17 protein-coding genes and 1 pseudogene are annotated in these 21,925 nt (G+C 48.2%); 6 read left to right on the top strand and 12 right to left on the bottom strand.

The genetic code is table 11. From position 1 onward, the window contains the following. The first annotated feature begins 267 nt into the window (after positions 1–267). On the top strand, positions 268–465 hold the full coding sequence (locus tag QUA04_RS13975; RefSeq protein WP_006635253.1) for an NblA/ycf18 family protein: 198 nt from the start codon (positions 268–270) through the stop codon (positions 463–465). Between the two features lie 432 nt (positions 466–897). On the opposite strand, the gene QUA04_RS13980 is transcribed toward QUA04_RS13975, so the two are convergent. The 12 genes and pseudogenes from QUA04_RS13980 to infC form a co-directional block, all read right to left on the bottom strand. Beyond that, on the bottom strand, positions 898–1,347 hold the full coding sequence (locus QUA04_RS13980; RefSeq protein WP_242722026.1) for a hypothetical protein: 450 nt from the start codon (positions 1,345–1,347) through the stop codon (positions 898–900). A gap of 80 nt (positions 1,348–1,427) precedes the next feature. After that, the gene (locus QUA04_RS13985; RefSeq protein ID WP_333257968.1) at positions 1,428–2,630 is read right to left on the bottom strand and encodes an anhydro-N-acetylmuramic acid kinase; all 1,203 of its coding nucleotides are present in this window, start codon (positions 2,628–2,630) and stop codon (positions 1,428–1,430) included. 89 nt (positions 2,631–2,719) lie between these two features. Beyond that, positions 2,720–3,451, bottom strand: a complete 732-nt coding sequence (locus QUA04_RS13990) for a PP2C family serine/threonine-protein phosphatase (protein WP_333064224.1) — start codon at positions 3,449–3,451, stop codon at positions 2,720–2,722. Between the two features lie 417 nt (positions 3,452–3,868). Then, positions 3,869–5,635 carry an AarF/ABC1/UbiB kinase family protein gene (locus QUA04_RS13995; RefSeq protein WP_333151098.1) on the bottom strand — a complete coding sequence of 589 codons (1,767 nt, stop codon included), beginning with the start codon at positions 5,633–5,635 and terminating at the stop codon, positions 3,869–3,871. A gap of 111 nt (positions 5,636–5,746) precedes the next feature. Then, positions 5,747–6,079, bottom strand: a complete 333-nt coding sequence (locus QUA04_RS14000) for a DUF6825 family protein (protein WP_333257969.1) — start codon at positions 6,077–6,079, stop codon at positions 5,747–5,749. Between the two features lie 520 nt (positions 6,080–6,599). Next, positions 6,600–8,168, bottom strand: a complete 1,569-nt coding sequence (locus QUA04_RS14005) for a protein kinase domain-containing protein (RefSeq protein WP_333257970.1) — start codon at positions 8,166–8,168, stop codon at positions 6,600–6,602. 610 nt (positions 8,169–8,778) lie between these two features. Next, positions 8,779–8,949, bottom strand: a pseudogene (locus QUA04_RS14010) (ISAs1 family transposase); the annotation flags it as partial. A 22-nt stretch (positions 8,950–8,971) separates the two neighbouring features. Continuing rightward, the gene (locus tag QUA04_RS14015) at positions 8,972–9,382 is read right to left on the bottom strand and encodes a transposase (protein WP_333257976.1); all 411 of its coding nucleotides are present in this window, start codon (positions 9,380–9,382) and stop codon (positions 8,972–8,974) included. 140 nt (positions 9,383–9,522) lie between these two features. After that, entirely contained in the window at positions 9,523–9,915 is a 393-nt protein-coding gene (locus QUA04_RS14020; protein ID WP_333257971.1) for an IS630 transposase-related protein, read from the bottom strand. 397 nt (positions 9,916–10,312) lie between these two features. Beyond that, entirely contained in the window at positions 10,313–10,789 is a 477-nt protein-coding gene (locus tag QUA04_RS14025) for a Crp/Fnr family transcriptional regulator (RefSeq protein WP_015176146.1), read from the bottom strand. Positions 10,790–10,912: 123 nt separating this feature from the next. Next, positions 10,913–13,957: a HEAT repeat domain-containing protein gene (locus QUA04_RS14030; RefSeq protein ID WP_333257972.1), complete on the bottom strand. Its 3,045-nt coding sequence runs from the start codon at positions 13,955–13,957 to the stop codon at positions 10,913–10,915. 107 nt (positions 13,958–14,064) lie between these two features. Then, positions 14,065–14,601, bottom strand: coding sequence for a translation initiation factor IF-3 (gene infC / locus QUA04_RS14035; protein WP_006635262.1), 537 nt, complete (start codon positions 14,599–14,601; stop codon positions 14,065–14,067). 417 nt (positions 14,602–15,018) lie between these two features. Between infC and QUA04_RS14040 the strand changes: the two genes are divergently transcribed. The 5 genes from QUA04_RS14040 to QUA04_RS14060 all read left to right on the top strand — a co-directional run bounded on the left by QUA04_RS14040 (position 15,019) and on the right by QUA04_RS14060 (position 20,950). Further along, entirely contained in the window at positions 15,019–16,041 is a 1,023-nt protein-coding gene (locus tag QUA04_RS14040; RefSeq protein ID WP_333257973.1) for an alpha/beta fold hydrolase, read from the top strand. 40 nt (positions 16,042–16,081) lie between these two features. Beyond that, on the top strand, positions 16,082–16,237 hold the full coding sequence (locus QUA04_RS14045) for a hypothetical protein (protein ID WP_333257974.1): 156 nt from the start codon (positions 16,082–16,084) through the stop codon (positions 16,235–16,237). 1,226 nt (positions 16,238–17,463) lie between these two features. Next, the gene (locus QUA04_RS14050; RefSeq protein WP_333257975.1) at positions 17,464–19,254 is read left to right on the top strand and encodes an N-acetylmuramoyl-L-alanine amidase; all 1,791 of its coding nucleotides are present in this window, start codon (positions 17,464–17,466) and stop codon (positions 19,252–19,254) included. Between the two features lie 121 nt (positions 19,255–19,375). Then, complete coding sequence (gene murI / locus QUA04_RS14055) at positions 19,376–20,215, top strand: glutamate racemase (protein WP_006635266.1); 840 nt, start codon at positions 19,376–19,378, stop codon at positions 20,213–20,215. 180 nt (positions 20,216–20,395) lie between these two features. Beyond that, positions 20,396–20,950 (top strand): NYN domain-containing protein, encoded by a 555-nt coding sequence (locus tag QUA04_RS14060; RefSeq protein WP_006635267.1) that lies wholly within the window; start codon positions 20,396–20,398, stop codon positions 20,948–20,950. Positions 20,951–21,925 lie beyond the last annotated feature (975 nt).

The raw sequence follows: 21,925 nt of genomic DNA on the forward strand, positions 1-21,925 counted from the left end.
CTTTTTTCTCTTGACAAGTAGATACACTTGTATATGCCTGCGGAAGGAACTTTTGCAGACATCTCGCCATCTCTATCCCTAAGTAAGTTATTTCTTAGGACATAGGGTAATTTTGTCAAATGATTGTTACCTTTTGTAATATAGACTAAAGCCAGATGGGCCATCGGGCATCCCGAAACCAACGGTCGATAGCTGAAACAACTTACAAATCTGGTTAATCCAGGTGTTCACTTTTAAGTCACCTTTACTTACAGAGGAGTCAAAGTCATGAGCCAACCAGCCGAATTGTCTTTGGAACAGCAATTTAGCCTGTGTTCCTTCAAAACACAGGTAAGTGACATGAGCCGTGAACAAGCTCAGGAGTTTTTGGTCAAGCTTTACGAGCAAATGATGCTGCGGGAAACCATGTATCGCCATTTTCTGAAACATCACTGGGGTTTAGAACCTAACCCAGGTGTTGAGTAGCAAAGAGTCGCAGTCGGCGACCTCCGTCTCTTACTCTCTTCCCTCAGGCGGAAAGGAGTTGGGGGTGATGGGGCGTCACTCGAAGGCAGAAGGTAGAAGCCCTGTATAGAGACTTGAGGAAAATTGGACAGTTTCTTTGTGGATTTCGCTCGAATTGCAGAGTCGAGCTAAGGAGTTTGTCGATCAACCACAGGAGAGCGCAAAAATAATTTATCGCGCCTCGACTCTAAAATTGAATAACTATTAATAATAAGTGTTAATTTTTTAACCAATTAAAAATTTTAACAAATTCAATATATTTGTCTTTAGTTGCAGCCGAGGAGGTTCGACAACAATGGCGCTAGTCGGACATCTGAGCGCGACCTCCGACTAGCAAAACCTTCTGTTTTCACATCAATCCCTAGAACTGGCAACTGTGGAGTCTAGAAAGAGTTATTCCCCCTGACGTTCGAGAGTTGCTTCCATTGTACTCGTCAAGTAATGACCAGACATGATACCACTAGATTGGTAGTATCGGTTGTCATCAACGCGGTGAAGGGTATCAAAACCCGTCCGTCGCTGGCGTTCGTCTCCCAATACCCAATAACGCTGGACGATCGACTGCGGAGCAATCCAACCTTCGCCCTCGACGCGGGCGAGTTCGCTGTGTTGGAGTACAAAAGTATACTGCCGTTCATCGCTGTTGAGGTGTCCTCGGTACTGCAAAATAATCTCTTCGCGATCGCCTCCAGGAAATACGAGCTTGGTCACCATACTGAACCAATCTGTTCGGTTCCAGCTCACTAAAGTTTTGCCTTTAACCGTAATTGGCACGCCATTGCGCTCAATCCAGCTTCCTTCGAGCGTCCATTGGCCAGATTCCATTAAAAACGTGTGAGCCACAGTGCTGTTCCTATGCTTTTCCTGCTGGCTACAATGCTGGTGCAACAACGCACAGCCGTTGTCCCTCAGACTCTATGCTATCACGCCCAACTGTGCCAACAAGAGTTAATTTCTCCTAAAAGTACCGGTGCCCGGGCACCAGTAACTTGAGGCAGATTGCCGGGAATTCCCCGAACCCGCCATGTGGCTAAAACCGCGAAAGCGATCGCCTCTTTAAAATCTACATTTAAGCCTGCCTCAGAAGTAGTCAACACTTGCACTGGATGCAATTGAGATTGCAATCGGCGTTTTAAGTAGAGATTGTGGCTGCCGCCTCCGCATAGTAAAACTCGATCGGGCATAGCCGGTAAGAAAGTTTGGTAACTGTGAACGATCGAGGCAACAGTCAGTTCTGTCAGAGTAGCCAGTACGTCAGCAGGACTGAGGTTGTAACCTTGGGACTCGACCAAACACCGGTCAAAATAGTCTACACCAAATAGCTCTCGCCCCGTTGATTTCGGCGGTGCTTGGCGGAAGAACTCTGATGCGAGCCAATCCTCGACTAAAGCTTGACAGGGAGTTCCCGATGCCGCCCAAGCTCCACCTTCGTCGATCGTTTTAGTGCCCCCTGAGAAGTGCTGTACTGCCAAATCTAACAGGGAATTCGCCGGGCCTGTATCCCAGCCCGATATGCCATCCCCAAGACTGAAAATCTCAGACTCGTCATTGTTTCCTCCTTTTCCTCTGGCGGGGAGATAGGTAACATTGCCAATTCCGCCCAGATTTTGGATGCAGAGGCTGAGGTTGGGTTCCGCCAGCAGGCAGGCATCAACTATTGAAACTAAAGGTGCTCCTTGACCCCCTGCTGCAATGTCGGCAGAGCGAAAGTTACTCACAGTAGTAATTTCTGTCAATTCAGCAATTAGCGCGCCCCGCCCGAGTTGCAAGCTGTAGCCCATTAACGCATCGGCGCTATCTTTGTGGGCTTTCCCAGCAGGTCGGTGGTAGACGGTTTGACCGTGAGAGCCGATTAATTCGGCTTTATCATATTCTGATTGAATTGTCAATGCCGCCGTGGCAAATTCTTGGGCGATGGCATCATCTAATTCCGCTAGTTCAGCCATTGACAAAGCTGAGCCACTGCAAACCGAGAGAATTTGCGATCGCAAATTAGCAGGATAAGGGAAAGTCTTGCCGGCCACCAATTGCACTTTCAAGTCTGTTTGGGAACCGACCACATCCACCAAAGCAGCATCAATGCCATCCACCGACGTGCCGCTGATCAAACCGATAACGCGGGTCATTCAATTTTAGATTTTAGATTTTAGATTTTAGATTGTTCACTTTTTCGATTTTTCGATTTTAGATTCGGGTGCGTGAGGGCGATCGAATATTATTTGAGGTCGATCGTCACGATCACCACAGTAATATTATCGCGTCCACCTTTATCCTTCGCTGCTTGAATTAAAGCATTTGCAGCGCCCTCGCAGGCGCGAATCGACTTCAGAGGCGAAGCAATCAAAGGATCGGAAAGTTCCTCAGTCAAGCCATCGCTGCAGAGCAGCAAGCGATCCCCAGGCTGCACGTCCACCGGCAAAATATCTATCTCCCGCAAATCATCGCGGCCCAAACACTGGGACAAAACGTGACGCCAAGGATGAGTGCGAGCCTGGTCAGGAGTTAGAGCCTTTCTTTTCACAGCCTGAGCCACCCAAGTCTGGTCTTCAGTAATCTGTTCCAAGCGAGATCCGTGCAGTCGGTACAAGCGAGAGTCCCCGATATTAGCGCACCAGGGTCTGCCCTCATCCCTAAACATTAGAACCACAGCCGTAGTTCCCATATCAGCACGCTCCGGGTGGTCGAGCTGATCCGTCAAAATTGCTTGATTGGCAATTAAAAAAGCCTTTTCCAACAACAACGGAGAATCCTCTGGCCCTTCCCAATGTTCGAGCAAATAAGATTGAATCGCCTGAGTCGCAATCCGGCTGGCTTCTTGACCTCCGGCGTGTCCTCCCATTCCATCGGCCACTATGAAAAATCGCCCGTCAGAGTCTATGTAGTACGAATCCTGATTTACGGAACGAACTAGCCCTGTGTCTGTCTTACCTGCGAAAGAGCGTTTCATAGATTGGGTGATTGGACTCATCGAACTTGAAAGCTTGATTTAATGGGGTGCAATTTTTTATTCCAAAACTTAAATCCCGAACGGACTTGAAATCCTGCAGCCCGCGATCTCGAGTTTTGGAAAAATTGCACTTCCTTGACCTCATATTGTAGATCGTATGATGCTAATCCCATCTTAAAATTTTGGTAAATCCAGTAAATTCAGCAGCACGTGCAAAAAAAAACTGGATTTCTACCCAAAATTAGAGAGGTTTGGCTGGCGAGAAATCTAGGCAGCAAACGGGTTTTTAGCCTCAAAGCGCATAATTGTTGTAAATTTCAGCAATCTGTGCTCAGCCAGCCAAAACTTAACATTTGATGTCAAATTTTGGCTGGCGAGAAATCTCAAACCTGAAATTTCAAATCCTAAATTGCACAATTATGACATTCTGTCTAAACGATCGATCCGCTTGAACAAACGCAGCATAGCAAACCCTGCACCCGCCGCCAGCAGTGCCACAGCGACAGCCGGCCAGACTTGATTGCTGACAAACAAAATTGTCGCCGACAAAGTAAAAGCACTCATCAGCAAAGCATAATTCGTGCCCATTTGAGCGCTGCTCATGCGACGGAGCAAGCGCTCTGTTTCTGCAGAACGGACGCGAATCCGCAAATCTCCCTGTTCGAGTTTATCAATAGTCTCCTCAATCCGGCGGGGCAAACCCAAAGCACTCGAACTCACCTGAGCCGCCTGACGACCGATTTCGTTAAAAATGCTGCTACTTGTATCATGGCCATTTCCATTAGTCATAAGCTGCATGGCAAAAGGTTGTGCCACCTCCATAAAGTTGAACTCGGGATCTAAACCTCGGCCCACCCCTTCGATTGTGGAAAAAGCTCGCATTACAAAAGTAAAAGTAGCTGGGAAGCGAAAAGGTTGGTTGTAGGCAATATCGTAAAGGTCGTCAGTAATCGCGCTCACAGACTGATTTTCAAAAGGCTTGTCCATGAAATTGTCCAGCATATACTGGATGCTGCGGCGCACCGGACTCATATCACCCGTAGGCACCAAAGCTCCCAAATTGATCAGAGAATCCATAATCCGCTGTCCATCCTTGGAAGCAATGCCGTAGAGCGTCTCCATCAGTCCTTCGCGGACGTTCGACTGGATTTGCCCCATCATGCCAAAATCGTAGAAAATCAGACAACCGTCAGCACTAACAGCGATGTTGCCGGGGTGTGGGTCAGCGTGGAAAAAGCCGTCGTTGAGCAACTGGCGCAAATAAGCTTTTGCCCCCAACTGAGCGATTAATTTACGATCGATACCGGCCGCTTCCAAAGCTTCGTAGTGGCTGATTTTAATCCCTGGCAGGTATTCCAAAGTCAGCACTCGCGGAGCCGCGTACCGCCAATAAACCCTTGGCACCCGCACCCAGTCACAGTTGCTAAAATTGCGGCGAAAAGTATCAGCATTGCGGCCTTCATGGAGATAGTCTATTTCCAGCCACAGAATGCGACAGCATTCCTCATAAATCCCCATCCAATCTCGACCACGGCCCCACTTAGGATGGTTTTGAAAGTAGCGGGCAATTCCCTTAAGAATTTGCAAATCGATCTCGAACAGTTTCCGCAGTCCCGGTCGCTGCACCTTTACCACCACTTCCGGGCCCGAATGCAGTTGAGCTTTGTGTACCTGACCCAGACTGGCAGCAGCCAGGGGCACTGGGTCAAAGCTGCGGTAGAGTTCTTGAACTGTCTTGCCCAAATCTTGCTCAACAATTACCTCTAACTGCTCGTAGCTGAAAGCAGGCACTTTATCTTGCAGCTTAGAAAGTTCCTCGACAAACTCTGCCGGGAACAAATCGGCGCGGGTAGAAAATAACTGCCCAACTTTAATGAAAGTTGGCCCCAAATCCAAGAGTGTTTCTCGAACCCAGATAGCTTGAAAGCGGCGTCTGGCAACTTTCTTTTCTTCAGTCACGCCTCCCCAGTAGCTCCAATTTTTGCTGTCGAGCCAGAGGGAAGCCAGCCAGAGCAAGACAAAGGCCCAAATGTCGAAGAAGCGCCGCTTTCGGGAGTATTTTTCGCGATTCCAGCGATAAGCTTTACTTTTGTAGGATTTACTAGCAGTTTTTTGCTCATCGGCTTCGCCAGTGTGCTTGGGGGAGCGCTGGCGATTAACAGAGTCATCAAGGAGAGCAGACACTTGGGTTCCCAAATTGCTTATTTTATGTTGTTGCTTTGATTGAAAGTAGGAGCGCAGGAGCGCAAAGCAATGCGCTCACGTAGTAAATAATAGTTGTGCTCGAATCGATCGCTAGGGCAAACTGCTGCGGTAACGCTGCAATTCCGATCGCACCAGAGCCACTTCGGCGCGCAGATCATCAATAGTCGCTTGCAAATCTGCAGGATGGATGTCTTGAATGGTGGTGGTGCTTGCAGTGCCAGTTCTGGTCTGCATCGCCTCCTCCGAAGCTCGATTAGCCCGTTCCACAACTCGATCTGTGAACTGTCGCAGGCGTTCTCTTTGTTCTGCGTCAAACTTGCCGAGTTCAGAGAAAGCGTTGGTTGCTGCGCTTTCTAATTGCTCGTACAGTGCTTCGGCAAGTGCTCTGCCTACAAAAAAAGCATGAACTGGGGGTTTACTCATAAAAAATCTCTGTGCGCTTCCGCAACAAATTATAACTTGCTTGTCCCCGATGATGCTTGTTCCCAAAGGAAGGAAGTTTGGGGGAATTGACACTCCCACTCCGAGTGTCGGGGATAGGATTGTGGAGAGTTAGAACAGTCTAACGCGCCACGGCTTAGCCCAGAAGCCTCGCTGGCACTGGCTCAAATTCGAGGTTGGGGTTGCTTTGTACCAAAATGTTTGCAGCTTGGCAGTATTAATACGCGACCTCACACCACCTCAGCGCCGCGCACATATTCTAACATAATTTAAATCAAAATAGAACACCGTCCTGCATTTTTTTGCGGGCATTTGGATGGCAGAGGGAATAGGAAATATTTGATAAACTCAGACGGCGACTGTTGGGATTTTCAGATTCGACGGAAGTTTTTGGAAGATAGTGGTTGGCTAGGTAGGGCCTTATTATCTCAACTACTGAGCAGATATTTGCTGACTCATAAAACCAAGTATTTGTCCGCTCTTTTAACCAACAAAAACAATACTAATTTGTCGCCGGTTCGGGAAAAGGCACTGTGGGTTCGGCCACAGGGGGTGATGAATCAGGTGCGATCGAACTATCTGAATTGTTGCCACTGCGGCTCGGTATCACAGGCTCAGGCGATCGCTCGATCGGCGACGCTATTACTGGCGACGGAGATTCCGACGGTGGCACGGTTTCAGCGCTAGCACTCCCAGGGGCAGGCGGGGGGGGGACGGCGGGCGGTTCTGGCGGCAGGGGTGCAACTTCCGGTACTGGTGTGGCTTCTGGTTGGGGTGCAGAGTCGATTCCGGTTTGAGGCTCTGGAATGGGGGACTCAGAAGGCTCCTGTGGGGGTTTGGGCGTCGAGGATGGCTCAGGTTGCGCTTTGGACTCTGGGGCGGGAGTTTCCTGGTTTGGAGACTCAGAAGGTTCGGCGCTAGTTTCTGAGGGATCTATCTGTTCGGGAATGTTTCTGCTGTCTAAGGGGGGTTTGGGGCGCTTGTTGAGTTCGATCGGGTAGAGAGGGCTGCTTTCGACAGACGGCTGTCCGAACATCGGCCCTGACAAATCGCGGGATTTGAGCAAATCTTCGAGAGATGGGAAGGATTCAATTTTGGGACGATTGCTGAGACTGGTGCTGTTGTAGTGCCATGCTAGGTCAAAACCCATCCAGCCTGCAATTGCAGCCGTTACGACAAACGCCAGAAAAGTCAACTGCGGCGGGGGAGGTGCGGGCAATCTTAGACTTTGCTTGCCTTTTCTTTTTAGTGATACTCGTTCTGTTTCTTGCAGCATGGTGAGCCAATTTTCGACTGTCTGAGGGCGGTTGTGGGGGTCGATTTCGAGTCCCTGAAGGATGGCTCGCTCGATTCCTGGGCTGAGGTTGGGCTGAAATTGCCGTAACTCAGTCAAAGGAATGCGATCGCGCAGGGGTGCTGCTACGGGCGCCACGCCGGAGAGTAAGTAGTAGAGGGTGGCTGCGATCGCGTAGATGTCAGTGGCCGGTGTACATTTACCGTCATAGAGGTATTGTTCGATCGGCGCGTACCCGGGGCAGAGCAACTTAGTGTGGGTTTGTTTGGTGCCGGCGGTAAAGCCGCGGGCAATTCCGAAATCTATTAACATTACTACGTGAGAATCGGCTCGCCGGATAATATTTTCTGGCTTGATATCTCCGTGCAGCAATCCGCTCTGGTGAACTGTACTTAAGGCTGAGGCTATTTGCCGAATATAGTGGAGGGCCTGGGCTTCTGGCAGCGGCTGATCGGTTTCGACTATTTGAGCGAGAGTTTGGCCCGGAATGTAGTCCATTGCAATAAAAGACTGTCCGGATTCTTCAAAAAAGTCAATTACTCTGACCATGTTGGGGTGCTGACACCGCGATCGGCGTTGGGCTTCGGCAATAAACTGCTGCTGAAATTGGGCAGATTCTGGGTGTTGGCGCAGACTTTCGTTGAGGGTTTTGAGTACGACGCTTTGGTTTAAATGGGTGTGGATAGCTCGGTAAGTGATGCCGAACCCTCCTATGCCTAAAGTCGCGTTAATTTTGTATTTGCCCTGTTGCAGGACTGTTGCTGGCGCTAAGTTCATCTTCAGTTGATGCCGTTTCCCAAACTATGCTACCGCCTTTGGGTTATTTCGCAGAGTTAGAGGTGAGGTTCGATCGGCGCCCTAGTTTGAGCTATAGCTCTGCTATAGCAATCTTATATGATTTGTGAGAATTTACCATAACTATGAAGCTTGGCGAAATAAAATATCTGATAATGAGTAACTAATACCAATTCACTATGAATCTGCCATTAATATAGCTTCAAGGATATAGTCCCAACCACAGAGAGATAAAGCTTCTTCATTCGTGAGAGGTTTGATAATTATATCTACCTGTTCTTTGAGTTGATCTAAACTCGAATAATTTTCCCAATTGAGGTTTTTTTTGGTATGTTCCCACAATCTTTCAATCGGATTCAATTCAGGACTCTAGGCAGGTAAATATAGTGGCATTACATGGTAATGCCAATCTAATAAGAGAGCTTTATGAAAGCTACCATTATCCATGATAATTAGATTGAAATATTCTGAGTATTTTTTTTGAGCAAATACATTGAAAAAGTCGTGAAAGCAGTTGTGATTGAGCTGAGAAAGTTCTTGATAATATTGTTCACCTGTTGATGGCTATACAACCAGGGTAAGAGCATCTCAATCATTCTTGACAAAAGCATTTGAGAATTGGCATCATATAGTCATTGTTCATCGCAGCCCGTTTGATTTTTTGTCGCAGGCTACGCTGGAGAGTTGTTTCTTGGTTGACCGCATTAAGGACAATCCGTCTTACCAGAGCGAAATTCTGAGGACTGTTTAACGAGCGAACCCGGGATTTATAGCAGATTCCAGGTTTATGAATTACAGTAGCAGCTTGTAAACCAGTTTTTAAAGTGCTTAGGATTGACCAAATCAACGGTCGTAGCCAGTAAAATGTCAACCATCTTGGTAGTGGTTGGTGAAAACTGACGTAAAAAAGATTTGAGTTGCAACCACCATAATTCTATAGGATTGAAGTCGGGAGAAGAGGGGGATAAGTTCAGTAAACTAGCACCCGCGGCTTGTATCAATGGTTCAATAGTCCCCAGCTTGTTAGCGGGTGGATTATCCATAACAACTACTGCACCCTCCCATAAGTTTTGCCCTAAAAAATGTTCAATAAAGACTTCAAAAGCTCTGCCATCCATTGAGCCATTTAGTGTCATCAATCCTACTACTTTTTTTAAGCTAATTGCTCCGACAACTGTGAATGAGAGCGCCGCGATAGAATGGTTTTAAATCGTAGACTCTATTACCACATATTGAACGTGCATGGGTTAGTGTTAACCCAATAAAACGCCCATTTCATCCAAAAAAACGAGGTTGTCAGGGTCAATATTTTTCACTTTTTCCCAATATTCACACCTCAGAATTTGTACTCTTTCAGTGGCAGACTGACTACTGCGTATGGTCTTTTTTTTCGCGTTAAATTTTCTTTTTGTAATTCACGATACATCCGGCTAGGACTGACAGCTTCCTTGTAGTTCATAAGCCAATATTCACAATATTCTGACAACGTGCTATCCGGATATTTTTCTACCATCTGGGTCAATTCAGTCCGGCGCAAGTTTAACACACTTTTAAGGCTTCCACCCTGTTTTTTGGGTTGAACGTGACCAGTCGTTTGTTTTTGTTTTAAAATTTTTTGAACAAACGCTTTACTCACATCAAAACGAGTGGCTCCTTTCCTGACTGATGTATCACCTTGTTCATAGGCTTTAACTATTTTTTTACGAAACTCGATCGCATAAGCTTTCATTTTTTCTGCTGATGTACTAAATAGAGTGTACCAGATATACATGGAATCTGCTGTATATTCATTAAAAGTCGCATCTAAACTCCAATGAACTTGGTTTTCAATGCTCTAATGTTGAGGACTTGCACGGCCATTAAGCTGAGCATCCACTGGTAAAGAACTTAGGTAAAACTGCACCTCGTGAGTGGTTTTCTTCCAAAAATGACGGATTCTAAGGAATACCTTGACTGGGCTGGCATTGCACACCCTACCAGAGAAATTGTGCGTATTCGTAGTCGGTATTTGTAAGGTGCAAATTGTGTACCCTACCCATAGAAATTGTCCACAGTACACACCTAACAAAAGATAAATTGTGCAGAATTACCGATCAACTAAAAACACAATTCCCAATTCCCTAATTTCATCGCATCTCAGGAACTCTCACAGTCTCTGTAGGAGGCATAATTGCCTCTTTAGCATTCAACTTTTGATTCAACTCCCGAATCCGGCGCGACAGCAAGCGAATAATATTCACAGCAATTCCCGGGGTTTCATCAATCGCATCGTATAGCTGCATTTGAGTCAGCATCAAACACTCGGATTGTTCGAGAGTAGAAATAGAAGCCGATCGAGGTTCTGCATCAAATAGCGACATTTCCCCGAAACAAGCCCCCGCTTTCAACTGTGCCAAATCCCGATCGCCTATATGCACCCGCACCGTTCCCGATACCAAAATATAGAGAGATCGACCTTCTTGTCCTTCCGTAAAAATCCTGTGCTTGGAAGGAAACGAAAGTTCATCCATGACCGATGCTAGACGCACAAGAAAATCATCCCGCAGTTCCTTAAAAATCGGAACCTCCCTCACAAACAATAGGCGTTCGACGCTGGTTAACATAATGAGATGCAGTGATTAATTTAAACTTAAAAAGGGGAAGGAGAAGGGGAATAACAACGGTTGACAGTTGACGCTTGACTCTTGACTGACAACTAACAACTGCCAACTGACAACTGACTAATGTTACCTTTTTCCCCCAGCACCCAACTCTGCCATCATCTCTTCAACTTGAGCGGATACCAAATTATCGGGGTCATTTTGCAGCCTGGGCAACAATTCGACCAAAGCCCGGGGCGAGGCTATTTTCAAATAGGCTAACACTGCTTCGCGGACAAAACCCGTCGGGTGCTGCAGACAGACGAGAGTTTGTTGAGCCGTAAGACTCCAGCGCGCTTCCCTCGCCAAGTGAAAGCAGCAGGCCAAAGCCCAATCCGAAAGGAAGTGGCGCAATTCTAGCAAGCGGCGCAAACGATCGCTAGGGGCTAGAGGTTTGTAAACCATCAATTCCGAGAGGTTGCTCAATTTTTCTCTTTCCGAGTGTTGGTCTAACAAATTGATGAGCGATCGCTTCCTAGCTATATCCACAGTATTGTCGAGAATTTCCAATCCCCTAGCAACCAAAGAAGGTTGAGCAGAAGCGAGGTTGAAAGCAGCGGCTTGTACTGTGTCCAGCGGATAAAGAAACTTCATCAGCAAAAAACACCGCTCCTTAGCATCAGCTTCCAACCCCGCCAGAGCCCGCTGCAACAATTGAGCCGTATCGTTCCCCGGTTCCCCGGTGCTGTTGGCTTCCCGAGCCGAGAAATTGCCGTAGCTTGTTACCCCAGACAAATCTACCAGAGCTGCATAAATTTGACCGATAAACATTAACTCCTGTTCGATGAGAGTTTCCAAGCCGCTGCGGCCGATGCGGTCTAGAACCCCTTCTATACCCACTTCTGAGGGCATTTTCAAGAGGATGCGGAGGATATTGCGCCTCGTAGTTCCCCAAGCCGTCATCAAATTGCTGACCAAAATGTCGATCGCCTCCACAGTCCCAATTTGACCCAGAGCCGTCCAAGCTTGCAACCTGACCAAATCCGACTTGTGGATGTCCTCAGCCAAATACACCAGCAAAGGAATGGCGTCATTGTGAAGTTTGACTATAGCCTGCAAAGCCGCGTCCCTAGTCGATTTGTAACCGAGTCCGCGCAGCAGCGAAGGATAATATTCTTCCGAATGAGTAGACGAAATCACGTCTAACAGAGCGCAGCGCACTCGCAGAGATTCATCTTGCAACAGATTGGGGATGTACAGCCGCAGTCCTTGCAAATAATCAGCCTCTCCCAGAGCCCGCGTCCCCATAACACGTTCCCGCTCTTGCTTGTGCGTCAGCATTTGCCGCAGCGTGTTAGTAGCCTCTGCCTTTTGCTGGCGATCGCCCCTTCTCATAATTAAAGCAGCCGCCGTACCCCGCACCACCGGATCGACCGTCGGCTGCAAGTAAGGCCGCAAGCTCTCAATATTCGGTTCAGCTTCCGTCAGCCAGATGTAGCGCAAAGCCAAGGCCAGCACCTCCGGCGGCAAGGATTGCTGCGAAAGTGCGCGGACAGCTTCTAAATATGCGGGGTTCGGGTGTTGCAGCATCGTTTCCAAGCTCTGGCGCTGCAAACCGGGGGACAGCGAATCGAGGATGGGAGCCAGAACTTCTCCGACATTTTTGGGGTCAATTTGCGTCAGGAGTTCTATGCAAGAGCGCTTTTCATCTTCGCCCCCCGGCTTTTGTAGAGTTTCCACCACTGCGCGCTTGAGAGCTTTGAGGTCAACGTCTGTGACGCCCAAGCGCCCCCGCTCCGCACTTTTGACCAACAAACCCACGTATTGAGAGCGGATCAGCCATACGACAAACACCCACAACAGTGCCAATATTACGATCGCGCCAATAAATATCAAGCTTTGCTGGTCGTGAAATACACTTTCGTCTTCCTGGGGGAGTATCTTGCCTGTCACCCACAGCATAATCAGGATGCCTACTCCTGTAGCTCCGCAGGATAAAGGTTCGCCCACACCGTTGACCAAAGTTTGAATTCCCGATCGAATATTGTCGGGAATCGGTTGAAATAAAACCGGGCTAACAGTTTCCAACAGCGTGTAGTGCAGCAGTTCGTCTAAAAATCTCAGCAATATCAGCCCGATAAACACAGATACTAGCTGGCCCAGAGATGCTCCTAGGGTCAGCACCCCGAGTATAGCGATGCCTGCCGGCAAAATCATCGCCGTCACGAATACACCGATTCTTTCCACCAACCGGCTCGAAGCGAACCACTGAGTCGCCACTTGAAACAGACCTTGTATGCCTTCATAAATGCCCAGGAAGCTAGCGATCCAGCTAGCTCCGTCCCCCGGGTTTTGGTATTCTAGCTGGCTGTAGAATTGGAAATCTACCAGCACGTAGACGACTTCTGCGAGGATGAAGAAACTGACTAGAGGTACGGCGTATTTTTGGAGCGGGCCTGTAACTTTGCGGGCGGTAAATTCTTCTTGGTCGTCGTCTTCGTCGTCATCCGTCCAGTGAGCCGTTTCCGGGAATGCTTGGCTGTATTTTTCCGTGAGGTAGTAGAGCAACACCGAGCCTGTCGCCACCATCAACCCCGATATGAGGGTAACGTTTTTGAGTCCGACTACGTACAGCAAAACAGGCAGAGAAAATCCGCTGACTACTCCAGCTACTAGATAGCCGCTGCTGACTAGCGGATAGGTGCGCTTGATTTCTCTAATATTAAACAGTTGGTTGGAAGTGATAGAAGTATTAAGGTCGTTGAGGACATAGCAAGCTTCTACCCACAGCCACATCAAAAAAATAGTAATAAAAGCGATGCTGACGCCAGCTATCTTAATATTTTCGTAGCCGATGCCGAATCGAAACAAAAATAGCGGTATCGACATCATTGCCAGAACAACCACTACGGTGCGCCTTAGCGGCAGGATTTTTTGCAGCCACGAGTAGACAAATCCCAAGCCAGAACCGATAAAGGCGCTGGCTATGTAGATAAAGGGCATTTTGTCTGCACCAAATTCATCTAGAAAAAGACCTACTGTGCTGAGTTCCAGCCAGATCAGCCCGACGGAGGTTAGAGTGTAGACGAGGAACATCAGTACGGTTCGCTCTACTTCTTCCGATCGCAGGTTGAGCGATCGCAGCACTCCTTGTCTTACTCCCGCCGAACCGCTGATTTGAAAATTTTCCATGCAGCGTTGATTTCCCTGTGTGGTAGCTTATTCCTGACTAACTTCGGAAGTCATCAGCTATCAGTCACCAGTTTATGACTGATGACTGCTTACTAATGACTATCTATTTATACTTTCTTTGGCGACAGCAGCATCATCATACTGCGTCCTTCTTTTTTGGGGGCTTGCTGCACTTCTGCGATTTCCTGCAAATCTGTAGCCATGCGCTTAAGCAAGTCCTCTGCTAGGTTGCTGTGTTGGATTTCCCGACCTCTGAACATGATCGTGGCTTTTACTTTGTCCCCAGATTTGATAAAGCGGTCTGCTAGTTTGAGGCGCACTTGGTAGTCGTGTTCTTCAATTTTGTAGCGCATCTTCACTTCTTTAACATCGGCAGTGTGCTGCTTCCGCTTTGCTTCTCGCGCTTTCTTTTCCTGCTCGAATTTGTACTTCCCATAGTCCATTACCCGGCATACGGGCGGGTCAGCTTTGTCGCTGACAAGTACGAGATCGAGTTCTTTTTCTTCTGCCAGGCGCAGCGCTTCTGCAGGCGTCAATATCCCTAGTTGCGCGCCGTCGGTATCGATTACCCGGATTTTGGGGTATCGAATATTTTCGTTGATCTGGGGTAGGTTGCGATTTTGTCTTCTTTCAATCACAGGCATGAATGGTTTTACAAGCAGTAGTTTAATAGCGAAGCTTCTTGATAGTTACAGGTTTGAGCGGTCAATATTTCACGATTGACTATCGAACTGTTTTATAAGGTGTTACCCTTACCGGACGTACTACCGCGCCCTGTGTCCCCTCCGCTAAAGCCTTGGGGAATATTTGGACGATCGTAAATGAATTCTTACAATACTTGCTATTCTACTCAGTCTGGCTGAGTTTCTGCCTAGTTTTATTTTAACTTCACACACGATCGCCCGCCCCGTTGCCCGATTTATGACAAAACCGTCAAAAATTCAGGGTAAAAGCTTAAGGATGAGGTAAAACCTCTTTTCCTAGCCCATCTAGCTCGGTCTGGCAAGTCCCCCAAGTCGCCTGATTTGCCTTGTAGAATAGGTATAAGCAAGTGTAAATTTATGTTGCGAGCTGAGGCAAAATTGACAAATTATCTGCTGTGGCACCAACGGGTGGGAACTCAACGAGACTGGATGTGGCGGGGTTGGCAAACTCGCTACACTTATTTGCGGCCCGATGGGGTACGAAATCAAGGCGGGCTGGAATTTCAAGATTCTGCGGCCGAACCAATTGCCCCGCGTGCATCGGGAACGCCGATTATTTTACTGCACGGGTTTGGAGCTTCGATCGGTCACTGGCGACAAAATCTCGCCCAACTCGCCGAAAACCAAACGGTTTACGCCTTGGATTTGTTAGGGTTTGGTGCTTCCCAAAAAGCTCCGGTCAACTACTCTGTGTCTTTGTGGGTTGATCAAGTTTATGATTTTTGGCTAACTTTTATCAGAGAGCCAGTAATATTGGCAGGAAACTCGATCGGCTCGCTAATTTGTCTGGCCGTAGCCGCAACTCACCCGGACATGGTGGCCGGCACGGTGATGATTAGCCTCCCAGACCCCTCTGTGCGAGCCGAAGCGGTGCCCGGATGGCTGCTTCCGGTGATCGAAGCGGTTGAAAGTTTGTTTGTTTCTCCGATCGTACTGAGGCCTCTGTTTTATTTTGCTCGCAAGCCTTCCTTTGTCCGCCGCTGGGTTAGCTTTGCCTACGCCAACCCCGAAGCTGTTACCGACGAATTAGTGGAAATTCTAGCAGGGCCTGCGGGCGATCGGGGAGCAGCCCGCGCCTTCTGCGCTTTATTTAAAGCTGTAGGAAGCACACAATTTTGCCCCAGTGTCAAGATTGTGATGCGAAATTTAGCAATCCCCATGCTGTTAATTTGGGGCAAACAAGACCGGATGATTCCCCCTCGGTTCGCCCGACCCCACCAATTTGTCGAATGCAATCCCAATTATGTAGAGCTAGTTGAATTAGACAATGCGGGTCACTGTCCCCAGGATGAATGCCCTGAACAAGTAAATCAAGCAATTTTGAACTGGATGAGCCGGAATTTTGCACCTATGGGCGAGAGCGAATTGCAGCACTGTTGATTAGACATGGGGCCGTGGATTACTAGGGAAAAAAAATAACTTGCAGGTATCGATCCCGCTCAAAAATAAATTTGCTAGAACTCGATCGCACCGATGGTATGGTATAGCAGATGTTGAAGGCTATAGCGACGAAGCTGACTGGGTAAAAAGAAGTCCGAGGGGAGGCGCAATCGATCGCTTAGGTTTCAAAAATTAAGAACGTCCTCACCGTCAGGGCGGTTGCGATATTACAAAACTTCCCTATCTTGAGAGTCAGTCGATTTGAGGTTCGAGATTGACTCCCCAGCCGCTATCTAGAGGCTGGAACTAACCTAAACCACTTGTTGGCTGTGGGCGACTCCTGCTGGAAAGTAAGTCTTCGTCTTTCTGTGATGTCATGTATCTACTGTTATTGATGGCCCCTTTTTTTAGAAGGTCAGAGATTGACACAATCACCAAGATAGTGTATCTTCTCTAACTGGTAGTACACATCTAAGTTATGCAGTTAGTCGAAAGGCAAGTCATTAAACCAAATCACAGGTTTTACCCAGAAGCCGATCGATTGTCTTTGCTGTCCAACAAACTTTACAACTGCGATAACTATATTGACGGTCAAAACTTTTTGTCAGGTCAACCAACCAATGCTCTGGCTGTCTATCGTCCACTCAAAAAGAGTCTAAATGACAAAGCATTGCCGACCCAAGTAACACACAAAACTCTCCGGTGACTGCTGAAAACATGGACTAACTATCATACTGTTAAATTGGCGGGCGCGATCACGATCGCCCTACTAAGTTCCAAGCAGCACGGAAAATCCCTGACTAAAAAATCCAGAAAAAAAGAGAGCAGGGGCGATATAGAGTTGTATTCAACGGTCAATCTGTTAGCAAAAAAGTAGCAAAAAAGCTTTTACCAAAGAATATGTCAGTTGGTCTGGTACTAACATTTGGTGGCCTTGAAAAGTTACCTAAATCTTGGAAATCCGGATTGTTACCGAGGTAAGTTGTTAAGTTATTGAGGTAGTTTAGGAAAAGTTAGAACAAAACGCAAGTCGAAAGCGGATTATAACCCTTGCCGTAACGAGCTTCGCCAATATAAAAGAGCTATGAAACCCCTCCCTGGAAAAACGTTAAAATTCTACCTTCTAACTTGTACCTTCTAACTTCAAGAAACACCTTGTATCTTGCTCCTGAAAATAAATACCTTCCCCTGTGTCCACAATCTTTCAGTCTGCTTATAACCGATCGCCCCCAAGTATAGGGGAAAGTTCAAAAATGCCTGGATCTGGCATTTTGGAGCCTGTTAACGCATAAAAAAGTCAATTTAGCCAACAACTGACGGCCCCCGTGCCCCCGGTCTGCTGGCGGCTAACTGCTGAAAGCCGATTGGGCAAGCAGCGCCCTTCCAGCTTTTGGCAGTAACGCAAACGAGGAAAAAACTGTCGTGAAATTCCACTGGCTACTACCGAGTTTCTTAAGTGTATTTTTGCTCGCCGGAGCCGCCGAAGCAGCTAGACTGCAATCTTGGCGGTTTGATGCTTCAGAGAACCGGCTTTACATTACAACAGACGGGGGAGTACAACCCAAGGCTCAACTGATTTTCAACCCGATGCGGTTGGTAATCGACTTGCCGGGGACAAGTCTGGGTCGTCCCTCGGTCAGCAAACCGCTCTCAGGGGCGATAGAATCGGTGCGGGTAGGGCAGTTTGACAACGATACGACCAGAATTGTGGTCGAGATCAGAGACGGGTTTACTATAGACCCTCAGCAAGTAAAATTCCGTGGTATTTCTCCGAGCGAGTGGACAGTGGATTTGCCAACGCCAGTGCGGGCAGAAACTCAAAATCAGATTTCAGAGCCAGGGGGAGAAAGGTTATCGGTTGAACCTTCAGCATCCCAAGCCCAGTCTGCGGAGGCGACTGTAGTTCAGAACGTTCAGGCGACGGCGGACGGTTTTTTAGTCCGCACAGTGGGCGGTCGCCCCCAAATTAATTTTCAACAAAGTCGGGCTGGGGACATCGCCACCCTCGATATTGAAGGAGCTAGTGTAGCTCCGGGCCTAAGCAGCCAACAGCCTCAAACGAACGGTCAGCACGGGGTTGACAAGATTGAAGTCCGCCAACTGCCAACAGACCCGCCCGTTACCCGCGTGACTTTGCGGATGAAGAATTCTAATACTCAGTGGCGGGCGTCTGTGAGCAATTTGGGCGGGGTTGTGCTATTGCCTGGAAATGTAAGACAGCCCTCGGTTTCCCGCAGCCTGACTGTAGATCCTCCGGCTAGACAATCTCAAGGAAATTTAGCGAGAGTTCAGTCAATTGATTTAGCCAGTAACGGCACGCAACTGGTGGTGAGAACTGACCGCCAAGTCTCATATACCAGCGGGTGGGATCAAGGGTCGAGAGCTTACTGGATCAGGATCGCCTCTAGTGTCCTGACGGGAGAAATTCCTCAGCTCGATGCCAACAGTCCTGTATCGTTTACTGCCAGCCAAGAAGATGCGGAGACTGTGGTGATTTGGGTGCAGCCGCGATCCGGGGTAGAGGTAGGCAGGGTGACGAGACCGAACCCGCAGTTGCTGTCTTTGCAGTTACGATCGAATGCTAGCGCGCAGCAACCTTTGACTCGCACTCCCAATTTGTCGCCTTTGCCGAGAAGGACTTTGGGAGGGGACGATTTGCCCCAAGCTTCTAACCGCCGGGCCGTAGTAGCGATCGATCCTGGTCACGGTGGCCGCGATCCGGGGGCAGTCGGGATTCAGAGCATTCAGGAGAAGGAGATTGTTTTGGATATCTCTTTTCAGGTGGCGAGGCTGCTGGAACAGCAGGGAGTGCAGGCGGTGATGACTCGGACTGATGACAGCGAAATCGACCTGGAACCCAGAGTTTCTTTGGCGGAACGGGTGAATGCTACTTTGTTTGTCAGCATTCACGCTAATTCGATTAATATGAGTCGGCCGGATATCAGTGGGATTGAGACTTATTATTTCAATAACGGGGAAGATTTGGCCCGGGTGATTCACGGCAGTATTTTGCAGGGGACGGGGGCGACTGACCGCCGGGTGCGGCAGGCGAGATTTTATGTTTTGAGGAAGACTTCTATGCCTTCTGTTTTGGTGGAGGTTGGTTTTGTGACCGGTGCTGAGGATGCTGCTAGGCTTTCTGACCCAGCTTACCGCAGTCAAATGGCTGCTTCGATCGCTCGCGGCATTTTGCTTTATCTTCAACAAAGATAATGGGCAGTGGGCATCGGGCATCGGGCATCGGACAACTGCCAACTGCCAACTGCCAACTGCTTTCGTGTCAACTGACAACAGCTTTCCTGACAAGTGCCAACAGATAACTAACTATTAACAAATGACAACAGACTCTGGACAACAAAGAATCGGTATTTTTGACAGCGGCGTGGGCGGTTTGACTGTGTTGACCCAGTTGTACCGACAATTGCCCAACGAATCGATACTTTATTTTGGAGATACGGCGAGGCTGCCTTACGGCACTCGCACGCCGTCGGAAATTGTGGAGTTTGTCCGCGAAATTATGGCCTGGTTGGTGGAACAGGATGTGAAAATGGTCATTATGGCCTGCAACACCAGTTCTGCTTTGGCGATGGAGATGGTGCAGGCTGAGTTTGATATCCCGGTGCTGGGAGTAATTCTGCCGGGGGCGCAGGCTGCGGTGCAGCAAGGCAAGCGGATCGGGGTCATCGCAACTCCTGCTACGGCTGCTAGCAATGCTTATCGAAATGCGATTTTGGAGATGGACGATTCTTGCCTGGTTTGGCAGGTTAGCTGTCCGGCTTTTGTGCCGCTGGTGGAGCAAAACCGGATTCACGACCCTTATACTTGTGAGGTGGCTCGGGAATATTTGGCTCCTTTGATTCAGCAGCGCATCGATACGCTGATTTACGGCTGCACTCATTATCCTCTGTTGGCTCCTGTGCTTCGCTCGCTTTTGCCTGCTGGGGTGACATTGATCGATCCTGCAGTACGGGTGGTGGCTGCTGCTGCTAGAGAATTGGAGCTTTTGGGGCTGCGGAATCCTGGTACTGCGCTACCGACTCGTTTTTGCGTGAGCGGCCCCCCGCAGCAGTTTGCCGAGTTGTCGGTGCAGTGGCTCGGTTGTACTCCTGCTGTTGAGAAAATATCCCTGCCGACAGTTGTACGATCGCCCGTATCACTCGAATCTGCCGAATAAGCCGGAAAATTTATAGGTTAATCTAACCCGCCAAAACTCAGGTAAAGCTGGCTCTGGGGGGTTTAATAATTGCCATGTAACCTAGCAATTACACATCAATAGGTAATATTATTGAACAAAAGCTTTGATGAAGAATGCAAATAATGTCCTATACGTGCTGGATCTCTTCAGCCTTGAACCATGTCACCCTATGTATCACAAGCAGTTTTACTTGTAGACGGCTATAACATAATTGGACTTTGGCCTCGACTCCGAGAGAAGCGCGATCGCGACGAACTCGAAACAGCTCGCCGCGAGTTAATTGAGGTTTTAGTTAACTACAGCGCTGTTCAAGATTTTGAGGCCAGGCTGGTGTTTGACGCGCACTATCGAGATACTCCCGGCGTTAAAGAAATTATTACTAAAAATTTATCGGTGCACTACACTGACTTCGGTCAGACAGCAGATACTTATATTGAAAAATCTTGTGCTAGTTTGCGCTACGAGTTGCGATCGGTCAAAGGCAAAGGCCGCATGATTGTCGCCACATCAGACCGAGCGCAGCAATTGACCGTAGTCGGTTACGGTGCCGAATGGATGTCCGCCGAACAACTAGCGGCTGACGTAGAATCCACTGCCCGCCGCAGCGAGCGCCGGCACAAATCCCGCAAACAAAATTCCAGTCGCTTTCTCGCTAGTTCCCTCGATCCAGAATCCCAGCAGCGCCTCGCCAAGTTGAGAATGGGGCTGCATTAGCTGCTGAAACCCGCTGGCTGTATGACAAAAAAAAAGTTTGTCAAAGGCCTTGCCAAATCGAGTAAGTTCAGCTATTGTTAGTAATTGTGGGTAACAAAAACCACCAATCCTCGGTAGCTCAGTGGCAGAGCGGTCGGCTGTAATGAATGCAAGCATTTGGCATCAACCAAAAGCCCTAGTGACATAGCAGCTCTATCCGGTAACGGGTACTGAAAAAGCGGGTGAATTCAAGGAAACCGCAGCACTTCGGGTGGCGGCAATCTTGAGCCAAGTCTGGCGAAAGGCAGCGGTTGCGATCGCAAGTAGCCAGAAAGGTGCAGAGACTAGAGATGAGGAGCCTAACCAATAAATCTCATAGCGCCCGACATCCGACGACAGATCACAAACATGATTTGTAGGGATGATGAAATAGTCCGCCCCCTTCGGAAACGTTGGGATAAGTGTAACCGATTGGTCGTAGGTTCAAATCCTACCCGGGGAGTTAGTAAAAGTCTGAAGTTGGAATTTTCCAGCTTCAGATTTTTTTTGTTTGTTGCGCTGGCCAAATAACATTCCGATTCAGCGGCTACTAATAACCTGGAACTCATAACCAGCGACGTTCGTGAGTCTCTTGCACGAGAATTGTTATACAGGATTATTTAGAGTTCAGAAATGCAATCAGATATCAGCTTGTTCATAGGGCTAGCGTTGGAGAAATACCCCAAAATATGATTCCTACTGATTTTAGTCTGTTTACGACAGCCTACTGCTGCTGACCAAGATAACCAATCTGACTTTCCAACACGAAGATGTTCAGACCTGAGTTCAGGTAATCCAAACCGCTTGTCGGGGATCTCAAGTACTTTTGCCTGTGTCAACCTTGTCGCGTGAGGATGATTATATAACAATTCAATTATATCCCACATTCCGCAGATGTGGGTGGAATTTTTTTATCAGTTGTGAAAAGTGGGAACCCCAAAGTTTTTCCGTTGAACT

Origin of the sequence: Microcoleus sp. S13_C5, from assembly GCF_036700845.1 — a bacterium.
In the GTDB taxonomy this organism is placed as follows: Bacteria; Cyanobacteriota; Cyanobacteriia; order Cyanobacteriales; family Microcoleaceae; genus Microcoleus.

What these genes read in the sequence shown, in the direction of transcription:
- QUA04_RS13975 (WP_006635253.1), top strand. Translation starts at nt 268, where the DNA reads ATGAGCCAACCAGCCGAATTGTCTTTGGAACAGCAATTTAGCCTGTGT.
- QUA04_RS13985 (WP_333257968.1), bottom strand. Translation starts at nt 2,630, where the DNA reads ATGACCCGCGTTATCGGTTTGATCAGCGGCACGTCGGTGGATGGCATT.
- QUA04_RS13990 (WP_333064224.1), bottom strand. Translation starts at nt 3,451, where the DNA reads ATGAAACGCTCTTTCGCAGGTAAGACAGACACAGGGCTAGTTCGTTCC.
- QUA04_RS14000 (WP_333257969.1), bottom strand. Translation starts at nt 6,079, where the DNA reads ATGAGTAAACCCCCAGTTCATGCTTTTTTTGTAGGCAGAGCACTTGCC.
- QUA04_RS14005 (WP_333257970.1), bottom strand. Translation starts at nt 8,168, where the DNA reads ATGAACTTAGCGCCAGCAACAGTCCTGCAACAGGGCAAATACAAAATT.
- QUA04_RS14020 (WP_333257971.1), bottom strand. Translation starts at nt 9,915, where the DNA reads ATGAAAGCTTATGCGATCGAGTTTCGTAAAAAAATAGTTAAAGCCTAT.
- QUA04_RS14025 (WP_015176146.1), bottom strand. Translation starts at nt 10,789, where the DNA reads ATGTTAACCAGCGTCGAACGCCTATTGTTTGTGAGGGAGGTTCCGATT.
- QUA04_RS14030 (WP_333257972.1), bottom strand. Translation starts at nt 13,957, where the DNA reads ATGGAAAATTTTCAAATCAGCGGTTCGGCGGGAGTAAGACAAGGAGTG.
- infC (WP_006635262.1), bottom strand. Translation starts at nt 14,601, where the DNA reads ATGCCTGTGATTGAAAGAAGACAAAATCGCAACCTACCCCAGATCAAC.
- QUA04_RS14040 (WP_333257973.1), top strand. Translation starts at nt 15,019, where the DNA reads ATGTTGCGAGCTGAGGCAAAATTGACAAATTATCTGCTGTGGCACCAA.
- murI (WP_006635266.1), top strand. Translation starts at nt 19,376, where the DNA reads ATGACAACAGACTCTGGACAACAAAGAATCGGTATTTTTGACAGCGGC.
- QUA04_RS14060 (WP_006635267.1), top strand. Translation starts at nt 20,396, where the DNA reads ATGTCACCCTATGTATCACAAGCAGTTTTACTTGTAGACGGCTATAAC.